At 38.9% G+C, this 12,806-nt stretch carries 12 protein-coding genes; 6 read left to right on the top strand and 6 right to left on the bottom strand.

Going from position 1 to position 12,806, the window contains the following annotated elements; all coding sequences use genetic code 11:
• Nucleotides 1-109 precede the first annotated feature (109 nt).
• The gene (gene hemQ, locus B5473_RS09245; protein ID WP_079524598.1) at nucleotides 110-847 is read right to left on the bottom strand and encodes a hydrogen peroxide-dependent heme synthase; all 738 of its coding nucleotides are present in this window, start codon (nucleotides 845-847) and stop codon (nucleotides 110-112) included.
• 165 nt (nucleotides 848-1,012) lie between these two features.
• Between hemQ and B5473_RS09250 the strand changes: the two genes are divergently transcribed.
• On the top strand, nucleotides 1,013-1,840 hold the full coding sequence (locus tag B5473_RS09250) for a lipoate--protein ligase family protein (protein ID WP_079524599.1): 828 nt from the start codon (nucleotides 1,013-1,015) through the stop codon (nucleotides 1,838-1,840).
• 27 nt (nucleotides 1,841-1,867) lie between these two features.
• Here the strand turns inward: B5473_RS09250 and B5473_RS09255 are convergent, their stop codons facing one another.
• Nucleotides 1,868-2,509: an RsfA family transcriptional regulator gene (locus B5473_RS09255; protein WP_079524600.1), complete on the bottom strand. Its 642-nt coding sequence runs from the start codon at nucleotides 2,507-2,509 to the stop codon at nucleotides 1,868-1,870.
• Between the two features lie 232 nt (nucleotides 2,510-2,741).
• On the opposite strand from B5473_RS09255, the gene B5473_RS09260 reads away from it, so the two are divergent.
• Nucleotides 2,742-2,966 carry a DUF1450 domain-containing protein gene (locus tag B5473_RS09260; RefSeq protein ID WP_008404549.1) on the top strand — a complete coding sequence of 75 codons (225 nt, stop codon included), beginning with the start codon at nucleotides 2,742-2,744 and terminating at the stop codon, nucleotides 2,964-2,966.
• Nucleotides 2,967-3,088: 122 nt separating this feature from the next.
• Entirely contained in the window at nucleotides 3,089-4,396 is a 1,308-nt protein-coding gene (locus tag B5473_RS09265; protein WP_079524601.1) for an HD domain-containing protein, read from the top strand.
• Nucleotides 4,397-4,538: 142 nt separating this feature from the next.
• Here B5473_RS09265 and B5473_RS09270 read toward each other — a convergent pair whose 3' ends face one another.
• Complete coding sequence (locus tag B5473_RS09270) at nucleotides 4,539-4,724, bottom strand: 2-hydroxymuconate tautomerase (protein ID WP_079524602.1); 186 nt, start codon at nucleotides 4,722-4,724, stop codon at nucleotides 4,539-4,541.
• Nucleotides 4,725-4,789: 65 nt separating this feature from the next.
• Between B5473_RS09270 and B5473_RS09275 the strand changes: the two genes are divergently transcribed.
• The gene (locus tag B5473_RS09275; RefSeq protein WP_079524603.1) at nucleotides 4,790-5,302 is read left to right on the top strand and encodes a YwhD family protein; all 513 of its coding nucleotides are present in this window, start codon (nucleotides 4,790-4,792) and stop codon (nucleotides 5,300-5,302) included.
• A 308-nt stretch (nucleotides 5,303-5,610) separates the two neighbouring features.
• Here B5473_RS09275 and B5473_RS09280 read toward each other — a convergent pair whose 3' ends face one another.
• Nucleotides 5,611-7,668, bottom strand: coding sequence for a transglycosylase domain-containing protein (locus tag B5473_RS09280; protein ID WP_079524604.1), 2,058 nt, complete (start codon nucleotides 7,666-7,668; stop codon nucleotides 5,611-5,613).
• Between the two features lie 327 nt (nucleotides 7,669-7,995).
• Between B5473_RS09280 and speB the strand changes: the two genes are divergently transcribed.
• Both speB and B5473_RS09290 read left to right on the top strand, forming a co-directional pair.
• Nucleotides 7,996-8,868, top strand: a complete 873-nt coding sequence (speB, locus tag B5473_RS09285; protein WP_079524605.1) for an agmatinase — start codon at nucleotides 7,996-7,998, stop codon at nucleotides 8,866-8,868.
• Nucleotides 8,869-9,386: 518 nt separating this feature from the next.
• On the top strand, nucleotides 9,387-10,097 hold the full coding sequence (locus B5473_RS09290; RefSeq protein WP_079524606.1) for a GDSL-type esterase/lipase family protein: 711 nt from the start codon (nucleotides 9,387-9,389) through the stop codon (nucleotides 10,095-10,097).
• A gap of 45 nt (nucleotides 10,098-10,142) precedes the next feature.
• Here B5473_RS09290 and B5473_RS09295 read toward each other — a convergent pair whose 3' ends face one another.
• Entirely contained in the window at nucleotides 10,143-11,174 is a 1,032-nt protein-coding gene (locus B5473_RS09295) for an acyltransferase family protein (protein ID WP_254865283.1), read from the bottom strand.
• A 533-nt stretch (nucleotides 11,175-11,707) separates the two neighbouring features.
• Nucleotides 11,708-12,787: a GGDEF domain-containing protein gene (locus tag B5473_RS09300; RefSeq protein ID WP_079524608.1), complete on the bottom strand. Its 1,080-nt coding sequence runs from the start codon at nucleotides 12,785-12,787 to the stop codon at nucleotides 11,708-11,710.
• Nucleotides 12,788-12,806 lie beyond the last annotated feature (19 nt).

Consider the following 12,806-nt stretch of genomic DNA (forward strand, 5'->3'; position numbering starts at 1 on the left):
TGGGTCGAAATATAACGACTCATCTTTTTACGTTTTAGGGAAAAATAAACCCGTTCAACCTTGGATGATTGGGTAATCGAATCACAAGGAGGAACGGGTTTATAAGTCATTAAATCGCTAACAGTTTTTCTAGTTTTTCATTGTCCAGCAAGTTTCCTACTAGGAACTCGCCAAATTCACCGTAACGAGCTGAAACTTCGTCAAAACGCATTTCGTAAACGATCTTCTTGAATTGAAGCATATCATCAGAGAATAATGTAACGCCCCACTCATGATCATCTAAACCAACAGAACCTGTAATGATTTGTTTGATTTTACCTGCATAGCTGCGGCCGATTAGACCGTGATCATACATCAATTTTTTACGATCTTCCATTGAAAGCATGTACCAGTTGTCATTGCCTTCACGTTTTTTGTCCATAGGATAGAAGCATACGTATTTTGATTTTGGCAGTTCAGGATATAAACGCGCACGAACATGCGGGTTTTGATATGGATCTTCATCTGATTTACCTGCTAAATAGTTCGATAATTCGACTACAGAAACGTAAGAATACGTTGGAATTGTAAAGTCGGCAATCGCCAATTTCGCAAATTTTGTTTCGATTTCATTTAGTTCTTCAGGAGTTTCACGTAAAGTCATAATCATGAAATCTGCTTTTTGGCCAATAATTGAGTAAAAAGCATTCGAACCTGTATCTTTATTTAAATCTTCTAAAAATGCGATAAATTCTTTTGTAGCGGCTTCGCGTTCTTCAGCCGAAACCAATTTCCATGATGCCCAGTCCATTGAGCGGAAATCATGTAATGCGTACCAGCCGTCTAATGTAATTGCTGCTTCATTCATCTGTTCAAACACTCCTTGTAAATGAAAATGATTCACAATTAGTGTAGCATAGTTTTAGGAAAAAATATCATTTCAAAGCTGCAAATTCCGTCAATTCACCAATTTGACATGACTTTAAAATACGGTATGCTAAAGTGAGGAAAAATTAGGCTAGGAGTAAAAAATATGAATGATATTTTGCAGCAAACAATGTGGCGTTTTATCGATCAGTCAATCAGCGCGAATAAACGCTCGCCATTAGAATCCTTTGCGATGGATGATACACTATGTCATCTTGTCGGACAGAAAATGACCAATCCGACAATCCGTACTTGGGTTCATCATGACGCAGTCGTTCTCGGAATCCAAGATCACCGCTTACCTTATATTGAGCAAGGGATGGATACATTGAAGAACAGTGGTTATGAGCCGATTGTCCGCAATTCTGGAGGGCTGGCGGTTGTATTGGATGCGGGAGTTTTAAATATTTCGATTGTACTAAATGAGGACAAGCCACTAAGTATTAATAATGCGTTTGAAATGATGGTTGCATTGATTCGTCAGTTATTCCCTGAAATTGCAACGAAAATAGAAGCATATGAAATTGTTGGATCTTATTGTCCAGGTTCATATGATTTAAGTATAGGTGGTCAGAAGTTTGCCGGTATTTCACAGCGTCGCATGAAAAACGGGATTGCTGTTCAAATTTATTTATGTGTGGAAGGCAGCGGCAGTGAGCGTGCGGAACTGATTAAACGTTTTTATGAAAATGGTCTGCAAGGCGAGAAAACGAAATTCGAGTATCCGGATATCAAGCCGGAAGTCATGGCTTCACTTCAACAATTGACAGGACAAAACGTGACAGTAACCGAAGTGAATGAAAGACTTCGCAATCTATTGAGCCAAAAGAATGGCCAGCTGTTTGAACTTCCATTGCAAGAAGAGGAAACGGAATTGTATACCTACTATTTAGACCGCGTGTTCAAGCGCAATGAATCGATGTTAAGTAAATAAGTAAATAAATAAAAAGAAGGCGAGGTGCTAATATAGCGCTTCGCCTGAATCATTTAACGATGTTTGGGAAATCAAGTTGCCGTTACGCTCCATTTTGAATGTTGGCGTGGCTTCAGTATCTGTTTCTAGTGCTACAAGTCGTCTTGCGCGGTTCATAATAGAAACAAACTGCTCGTAATCTTCTTTAATCGCTTTATTCTCTTTTTGCAATGCTGCAAGCTGTTGCTCGAGCTGGTTTTTCTGTTCTGTTAATAGTGATGTCAATTTGCGCCATTTCAATAGATCCTGCTCATTTGAATTCGTATGCTGCAGTTGTACTAAGTATGCAATGACGATATCGAGTGATAATGCCGATAATGGAATCGATGTTGGCTGATTTTCATTTGAAGGCAGTAAGTATACTGGTGTTGTTCTGCGTTTTGTAGCCGTATTCATCATGCGCATACGTTCTTTGCGTTCCTTTTTCGCTTGTGCCAAATCTTCTTCATAAATGCGTCGGACTACAGCATTCCATCGAAAGCCGCAAGCTGCTGCTGTTCGATTCAGTAAATCTCCAGCTTCTTCAAATGCATTTAATTGTGTACTTCCTTCTTTTACATGGCGTAAAACAGCCTCTGCTAACAGCTCATCATTCTCTTTCACCCATGCATCTTGTCTTGTTTTTGTCATCAAAAACTCCCCCTGAATTAATAATAGTTTTGTTGTTGTAAATCTATCATGTCCAAAGGGGAAAACATTTATTCAATATATCGTAAATTGTTGCTAGAATGATGAGAAATATGTTCCTAGCAGAACTTTGACCGGAATTGCTAGGATAATGCTTGAATGAAATAAGCAAAATGAGATACAATAGCAAATAGGTTAAAACAGCGAAAATAGCTCATAGAGAGGTGTTGACACTATGGCAAACTTATTCCACGTTTGCGATGAATGTCAGGCCGTTAATTTAAAGACGTTAATTCCAAAATTAAAGGAAATTGATCCAGAAGCAACGATTGAAATTGGCTGTCATTCATATTGTGGCCCCGGCCGCAAAAAAACATTTACCTTTGTAAATAACCGTCCAGTTGCCGCATTAACTGAAGAGGAGTTAATGGTAAAGGTACTCGACAAATTGAAAAAGTAACAGCGTAAAAAGGACGCGTTCTGAAATATTTCAGAACACGTCCTTTTTGCGTTTTCGGCGGATTCATTTCTATTTCAATGACAACTCACTTATAATGATGTTAAGAGATAAGGAGGTGGGCTATGTTGATGACATATGCAAAAACAAAACTGCAAGAGGAAAAAGTTTTTAAAGACCCTGTCCATCGCTATATTCACGTTCGGGATCAAGTCATCTGGGATTTGGTCAAAACAAGAGAATTTCAAAGACTGCGCCGTATCAAGCAGCTTGGTACGACGTATTTAGTGTTCCACGGAGCTGAACATAGCCGATTCAATCACTCATTAGGAGTTTATGAAATTGTCCGTCGTATTGTGGATGATGTATTTAAAGGAAGAAAAGAATGGGATGAATCCGAGCGGTTACTCGTATTATGTGCCGCATTACTGCATGATTTAGGGCACGGTCCGTTCTCCCATGCATTTGAAAATGTGTTTGAAACAGACCATGAATATTTTACGCGCCAGATTCTGTTGGGGGATACAGAGGTCAATGCCGTACTCCGTCGAGTGGCAGAGGACTTCCCGGAAAAAGTTGCGCAAGTAATCGAAAAAACATATCCAAATGAATTGGTTGTCAGCCTGATTTCCAGTCAGATCGATGCTGACCGTATGGACTATCTGCAACGGGATGCGTATTATACAGGTGTCAGTTACGGCCATTTTGATATGGAGCGCATCATGCGTGTTATGCGTCCGCGTGATAATGGCGTCGTGATAAAAGAAAGCGGAATGCATGCGGTCGAGCACTACATCATGAGCCGCTACCAAATGTATTTGCAAATATATTTCCACCCGGTATCAAGAAGTGCGGAAGTCGTGCTGAATCATATTTTAAAACGGGTGAAAGTGCTGTGCAAAAACGATTATCCATTTAAATATGAGCCGACGCCTTTCGTATCTTTTTTCAGAGGGAATGTCACATTGGAAGACTATATAGCACTCGATGAAAATATCATGATGGCATATTTCCAATTTTGGATGGAAGAAGACGATGAGATTTTACGGGATCTATGCAGAAGATTCGTCAACCGGAAACTGTTCCAATATACGAATTTGAATCCTTACAAGCAGCCGGAAGTATATGCACAACTGCAACGTCTATTTTTACAGGCGGGGATTGACCCGGAGTATTATTTAGTCCATGATTCTACATCGGATTTACCATATGACTTTTACCGCCCAGGTATTGAAGGGACGAAGAAGCCGATTTATCTGCTTATGCAGGACGGAAAGCAGCGTGAACTATCAGAGGAAAGTCAAATCGTTGAAGCAATTGCCGGTCGTATTAAGGTTGACCATAAAGTGTATTATCCGGAAGAGCTTTTTACAGACGAGCGGATTCCAGCCGCATTGCGTAACGAAATTAAGCAGCTCATTGAAGAAGTTTAATGTAAGCAGAGGAGTCATAGCGGGGAAGATTCCGCTTTGTTTACAGAAATAAAATACTGACAAAATTAAAAACACCTCAATTTGGAGAAAATTGAGGTGTTTCATATTTATTAATTTACTGAAATTCTGTGCTACTCAACCATTATTGGTCGCTATAGCGTACGCCACCTTTTGCGAAGTGGTTTTTAGACATTTCTTCAATGATGATTGATACATTTTCTACTGGTGCGTCTACTGTTTTAGAAACAGCTTGTGTAACTTCTTCTACGAGCGCGCGTTTTTGTTCATCTGTACGGCCCTCAACCATTTTAATTGTAACGATTGGCATATAGTCGCCTCCTAGTTAAAATATAGTGTATAGTATTTATATTAGCGTATTTGGAGGGATTTACAATGGCAAATGAAGAAAAACCGAAACCAAAAATGGGTTTTACAATAATAAAAAATGATCCTACCGATGGGCATAAAGGATTCGGAATTGGTTCGCTTTCTTTGGAAAACGTTTCGCCGGTCATGGTTGATGTCGCGGAAGGAACTGCAGTTGTTGACATCGGAGCAATGCATGCGAAAAGTGAAGTAGAGCGCGGCATTAAGTTTACGATGAACCGTGAAGACTCAGCAGGCGGAAAAGATTACTGGCTTGTATGGGTAACGATTGACCATAAAGAGTCCGGTGCTTATTTTGCTGGTGTAACGGCTTGTGAAATGGTTGTAAACCGTGAAAAACGCCGTGGCTACAAAATTTTGGCTGACCATGTGAACAAAATGGATAAATCGATGAAGCGCCACATTATTGTGGACCATATGGATGAGCCATCAAAGCAGATACTGGCAGACTTCCTGAAAAGTCACAATGAAGAAATGTGGAACAACAGTGAAGAGAAATTGAGACGGGATTTAGCATAATACTGCATTCTTTAACAGGATCTATATTTTATAAGAAATATCACGCAATTCAGTGAACAGTATGTGACAATTCAAAAACTACAAAAATCCGTGGTTGAAACTGGTTCTAAAAGAAAGTAAACTGATTTTAAAGCTTGCGAAATAGTAGGCTAGGACATGTGGGAAATGAAACAGGTTGAGCAGTATGCGGCATTTGAACCTTCCCAAGCCGAATGCCCCATGGTTCTCAACCTTTCATTCACCACAATAGAAAAGCTCTTTCGTGTCACGGACTAGTACCGGATACAAAAGAGCTTTTTTAATTATATTTATTCCCAAAAGTTGCGCAACGCTTCAAAAGGCAATGATTCAAAGAAATTGCCCCATGAATCCTGATTGAAGAGATCAAATGATGCACAAGATTCTTTTGGTACATCTTCGGTCTTCATGTAAATAACACGCTGGCTTGAACATGACTCGTGCGCCAGTTTACCCGTACGAATATCGACAGTTACGGGCTCTACACCGCTTGGCATTGTAAATGTTTCGTTCGACTTTCCATCAAGTGCTGTTTCCATAAAATCAATCCACACTTGCTTCGATGCGGCCATATCTGCCTGAACAGATAATGTTTTGCCTTGGTCATAGCCATTCCATACACCTGCTGTTAAGCTCGGTGTAAAGCCGATCATCCATTGGTCACTGTTTGTCGTTCCTGATTTGGCTGCATATGTGTGACTCATACGTGAACGCAATGATAACCCGGTTGCCGGAGAATAATCACTGAATACAGGGTCGAACATACCTGTCATCATTTGCGTTAAAATGAATGCATCCTGTTTGGAAATAACTTGTTCTTTTTCAGGTTTCTTATATTTGTAAACGACTTTTCCTTTTGCATCTGTAATCGACAATACAGTAGTAGGTTGTCGTTTTTCTCCGCCCGCAGCAATGATGTTATAGGCGTTTGTTAAATCATACAGCGAGTTTTCTGCAGTTCCGAGTGCTATGGACGGTATATCTTTTTCGGAATAGTTAAGTCCGAAACGTTTTTGCACATCCCGGAAAGATCGGTAGCCGATGTTTTCCAGTGCTTTTACCGCATAAATATTATCGGAAATCGCCAATGCCTGTGCCATGGAAAGCTCGTGATCAGCGTATTTTTTATTGACATTTTGCGGTGTATAAGTTGCTCGTCCACTATCATACGTAAAGGTTGTTTCACTCACATCCAGGAAGGACATCGGATTGAAATCCTTTTCCAGTGCTGCCGCATACAGTATTGGCTTAATGGCAGAACCCGGCTGACGGTTACCTAAAGCAACACGGTTAAACGAACTTACACTGTAATCACGCCCGCCGACAAGTGCTGTTACAAAACCAGTATCAGCTTCCATGCTTACAAAGCCAACTTGCAATTCGCTGTTTGGCATATTCGTTTTGATCGCATTTTCTGCTGCGCGTTGATGTGCCTGGTTGAGTGTTGTTTGAATCGTCCAGCCACCTTCACTAATACTCAAGTTTTTCTCTTCTAAAATATCGCTTGCTTCTTCCCATACAACATCCAAGAAGTAAGGTGCAATTGATTTTGTCGCAATCCACTCATCGCTTTTCAGGGCAACCTGCTCTGATGTAGCACGAGTTTTTTCGTCGTCTGTAATTTTCCCTTGTTCATTCATTAAATGCAAAATAACTTGCTGGCGATTTGTCGCCTTTTCCAAGTTATTAAGCGGTGAATAATACGTCGGTCCTTTTGGCACGCCCGCAAGCATTGAAGCTTCGGCCAATGTCAGATCCTTTGCAGATTTGCCGTAGAAGTAACGGCTTGCTGCTTCGGCACCGTACATTCCGTGTCCGTAATAAACCGTATTTAAATAGCCTTCTAAAATTTCTTCTTTTGAGTAAAATAACTCCAACCGATATGCAAATAGGGCTTCGTTTAATTTCCGGTTCCACGTTTTTTCATGGGTTAAATATAGGTTACGTGCATATTGCTGTGTCAGCGTACTGGCACCTTGCACTTTACTTCCGGCTTTAATATCTGCCAAAATGGCACCTGCAATCCGGGAAAAGTCAAAACCGCTATGCTCGAAGAAATCTTTATCCTCTACCGCAACAGTAGCATCAATTAAGTAAGGTGAAATTTCATCAAGGTCTGTCCAATAACGACGCTCCTTTGTAAAATAGTCACCAATCTGATTATGGTCGCTATCTAAAAAAATTGAAGCTTTCGGAACGGTAAGTGGCGGTGCTCCGGCAACTTGTGCATATATACGTAATGAAAGGAACATAACAGCGAAAAAACATAAAAGGGCAATCATAAAGAGTCCGATTTTTTTTGCGAAATTTTTTCGCTTTTTTCGTTTTTTATATTGCTGTCTTTTCAAGTTTTTCCACCTCATTTCTTATTTAATAGAGAGCAATATAAATTTAATGAATTACAAAAAGTAATGAAAATTCTATTGCACTTTTAATGAAAACAACTATACTTTTTCGTAGCGCATCTTACGAATTTAGTCGTATATGCAGCTATTACAAAAGCAATCCATAATGTCGAATTATGTCAGTTGCACTTAATTATACGAAAATAGCGAATCAAAAGTTTCATATGTTAGATTTAGTATGAGCAAAATCTTCTATCGCTATGCATTCTAAATTAAGAAATCGATTTATAATACGCAATTTAAAATAGAGAAAGGTATAGGTGACTGTAAATGAGATTTGATGAAACTTACGCAGGAAATATGTTTATTAAAAGCCACAAAAACTATGAAGAAAGTAAAGCTGTTTTATACGGCATGCCAATGGACTGGACAGTAAGTTACCGTCCAGGCCAACGTTTTGGTCCTGCCCGAATTCGTGAAGTATCAGTTGGTCTAGAGGAATACAGTTTTTACTTAGATCGTGAGCTGGCAGATGTACCGTTTTTTGATGCGGGTGATATTCCACTGCCATTCGGTAATCCGGAAAAATCATTAGCAGAAATTAAGACGTTTGTCCGTCAAGTACTGGCAGACGATAAAATTCCAGTAGGTATGGGCGGGGAGCATTTAGTATCACTGCCGGTAATGGAAGCTGTATATGAAAAGTATGAAGATTTAGCAATCATCCACTTTGATGCACATACAGATTTACGTACAGATTACGAAGGGGAGCAATACTCACACGCAACACCGATTCGTAAAATTGCGGATACAATCGGACCTGAAAATGTTTATTCATTCGGAATTCGTTCAGGCTTAAAAGAAGAGCTGCAATGGGCAAAAGAAAACGGTATGCATATTTCATTGTTTGAAGTATTCGAGCCGTTAAAGCAAGTGCTGCCTACATTAAAAGGACGCAATGTTTATGTAACAATCGATATTGATGTATTGGATCCTGCACATGCACCTGGGACAGGCACTGTAGATGCTGGCGGTATTACACCTAAGGAACTATTAGCATCAATTCATGAAATTGCACGCTCTGAAGTAAATGTTGTCGGCTTTGACTTAGTAGAAGTGGCACCAATTTATGACCACTCAGAAATTACAGTAAATACAGCTGCAAAATTAATTCGCGAAATGATTTTAGGCTGGGTGAAATAGCAGAGATTTATAAACGTAAATATAGTAAGACATTGCGGGTTAACCGTTAATGTTAATTAAAAGGTACTCGACGGAGTACCTTTTTTTATTGAATTTTGGAGGTAGCATGCATCGTTAACTGGGAGAAAAGTAAAAAGGTTTAATTAAAAGCATTGCATCTCTTTAGGGAGAAAACAAAGCCAGCTTAATACATAAAGTTTCATTTAGACAAATGCTTAAGCATATGCCATGTTACAGTTCAATTTTAATCGGGTAAAGAACGGTATGCTGCTGTCATGACAAGTGATCGGTTAATCTCGTATTTCGAGGCACCCCTTAATCAAGAAGCGTATATTACTTCGAGAAAACCCCAAATTATACATAGAGTATTGCATCAATACAGGGTTCAACTGCCAGTAAAATCGGTCTGGAGGAAATGTGGAAATAGGGCGTTGCAACAGTACGAAATAAACTTTGCATTTTGTTCGGCACCTCAGCGGGAGTAGCATCATAGAGCCAAGTTAGAAATAGGAGTGTTTATGTTGGAAAAGGGTCATATTGTATTAATAATTTCATTACTAGTAAATGTACTGTTGTTAGGAACAGGGAGCTATGTGGTGAGAAATATCGGTGGGCTTGAATTTGTTAAAACAAAAATGCAGTCAACACCTTCTCCCAATAAGGATTCCGCCTATTACTTTACGAAAAAAAGCGTCTTTGAACATTCGTCAATCAGTAATATAGATAAAGTATTTATTGGTGACAGTATTTCCGATTACGGAGAATTCCAGGAGTACTTTCCCTATGAAGTTGTGCTGAATCGAGGAATACGAAATGATTGGACAGAAGGTGTTTTGAACCGTATACAGGAAGTAGTCGAACGAAATCCGAAAGAGGCGTATTTAATGATCGGGGTCAATGATATCCGTTATGGAACAGAAGCCGAAGTATTTAAAAGTAACGTCGAGAAAATCGTGGATTCGTTCGAAGGAAAAGATACAAGGCTCGCTATTCAATCAATCCTGCCTGTGAATAACGGGTTATTGGGAAATGAAGTGACAAATGACAAAGTGAAGCGGTTTAATGTAATTTTGAAACAGATTGCGGCTGATAAGGGGATTGAGTATATCGATCTGCATTCAAGCTTAATTGATAAAAACGGGCAACTCGATAAGCAATTCACAGTTGATGGGCTTCATTTAAACGGGAAAGGGTATGAAGTTTGGGTCGATAGGATTCTTTCAAAATAAAATAAATTAAAAAAGCTGAACCTCAAAAATGAGATCCAGCTTTTTTCACGTCGGAATAGGTGTCTTTTCTTTCTTGATTGAAAACCCGCCAAGTAGAATTGTCCCGTTCGGTAGCCATTTTTTTATTAAAATCGAAACAATGATAGGAATGAATATCCCAATCGTTGTGTAACCAATAAGCCCGTAAGTGAAATAATCATTTAAAATTATATCTGCAAATATATGCAAATACATAATGGTAAGCGAGTGATTTTCTATTTTCTGCAGCCAGTTGAGCGACAGTTTTGCTGCAAGCAACTGGAAGCATCCTACTAATACGATGGTAAATGATATAGGAATGACCAAATCCAATATCAAATGGTCATACCGTAAAAACTTCATACTCAGTCGATAATCGATGATATTAAACCTATCAAGCAACAACGCCGTCGCACTCAGCAACACGGCCGTACCCATCCATCGTTTTGAAATGTCCATCCAAAAGTCTTTAAAATAATACCCGATTGCAAAATAGACGATTGCCATCATCGCAACATCGATGTTCCAAATCATTGGAATCGATTGCGCTGCTTCGGAAGGCTTGCCGCTGATGACTTTCATAGCGAAAATGCTCTCAAAATGTGCGATTACATAAAAGACTCCTAGAATTATAAACTGTTTCACCCGATTGAAGTAGGTCGTCAACCACATGAATAATAAATATGTGAAGAATAAAGTTGTTACAAACCAGAAAACACCATATGCTCCACGAATAAAACGTCCGCCTATCGCAAGTGTCCATAAGTCATTAAGGTACCATTCTAAATCCCAATTGCCTGAAAAAATCTCCATTCCATAACGGACTAGTGTAATACTGGCAAGGAAAAATAGGTAAGGGAAGATTAATTGCATGAAACGCTTGTAAATTGTCAGCTTTATATCCTTTTTATCTAAAACCTGTTTAAAAAACAAACCGCTTAATATGAAAAATGCAGGCATATGAAACCAATAAATATATTTCGCGAGTGGAAATTCAAGCTCTCCTGGAAAATGCCCGATGACGACAAGGATCATTAGGAATCCCTTCGTAATATCCACCCACGTTATCCGTTTTTTGTTCATCAATAACACCTCTAAAAAAATATGCTGCTATTATATACCCTTTATTAGTGTTAATAGTGGAATGTAACAGTAAAGATATGTAATTGTTATATAAACGGGAAATCACGGATATAAAGGATTCTTGTGTGTTTGAAATCATAAATTTTATAAAGTGGAAATCTTAGGAATGGATAAATAAGAAAAAAGATGCTGGGACATAACCCAAAAAAGCTATTTTTCTCTGAGAGAAAAATAGCTTTTTTTTGCTGAGCGTTAAAATTGATTTCCATTCCGGGACGCTTTCCGCGGGCGTGGCCTGAGCCTGTAGTCTCAGGCGTCAGTGCTCCTGACGCTTCGCTTTCGTCGCAAAATAAATTTCGCTATTCCCGCAGGAAGCTTTGCTTGTAGCGAAAGGCGCTAGCCGTCAGCTACACTCGCCCTGCATTCCAATCAATTTTGCAAAATATCCGTTTCTTAACAAAGGCTTTCCTGTTATTTAACGGTCATTCCACTTATGTCCCGCACTCTTTTTAATATCGCTGTTTAATTTGATTATAGTGGCAGATCGGAACATTTGCCTGTTGTTTTGCTTTCAATAAGGCTTTATTTGAAAAGCGGTAAAGCTCTTTAACAGTTTGTCCATTTTGAGGAAATGAGCAGATTCCAATCGCAAGAGTCAGTTGACAGGATGGATAGTTTTCAAAAGTAAGCTGCTGCACAGACTTATTAATTGAATAGGCTAAAGTAATCGCTTCTGCAGGTGCCATCTGTGGCAGCACAACATAAAACTCATCACTATCTATTCGTCCGATAAGTGTCTTTTCCGGAAGCTGGTCTTTTATTAGTTGAGAGATTTGTACGAGTATTTCATCGCCGGCTTTATAGTGATACATATAATTTAATTCGCGAAACTGGCGAATATCGATATGAAGCAGTTCAAAAGGTATTTTTGCATTCACATAAGACAATAACTTCTGTTCAATCGCGATATTATTAGGTAGTTGTGTGAGCAAATCCGTTTTCTTTAGTGCATAGATTTGTTTAATTTGTTTATTTTTATCGTCAAGCTGCATTAATATTTTTCGGACAGCATAAAAAGTGAAGGTTGAAACAACAAAGTAAAGTATTAAATAGAATAGATTATTTACTTCAAATCGGTCATAAATAAGTAGGATGATAATGTGTTCGATTGTTATGACGAAAAAATAGATCGGTAAATTTTGAAACGTAATCGGACGTTTTAATGCAAAATAGCATGCAACGACGGTCACTACTAAAGTATTCAGCATGATAATAAAGGACAATAATGATGTGTACAATAAAACATACCGACTAATTACAATCATAAAACCTGTAATGAAAATTGAAACAGGTCCCCCAAGCACACCACTGAATAGCACAAAAATAATCCGATTGTTTATTAGCATGCCGTGAGCATAGGGAGTAGCCAATGCAGTCAATATAAAGGCTGCACATCCGAATGTCACACCGACGATGATGGACTTATATTTATGGATGAAAGGATTATCTTCATATTGAATGAAAGGCCAGAAAATTAAAATCGTAAAGCAGAACAGAATCGAAAAGTTGATTGTCAGCTCAAAAAACATGGCATCACCCACCTTGGTA

The organism is Solibacillus isronensis (assembly GCF_900168685.1).
GTDB lineage: Bacteria > Bacillota > Bacilli > Bacillales_A > Planococcaceae > Solibacillus > Solibacillus isronensis_A.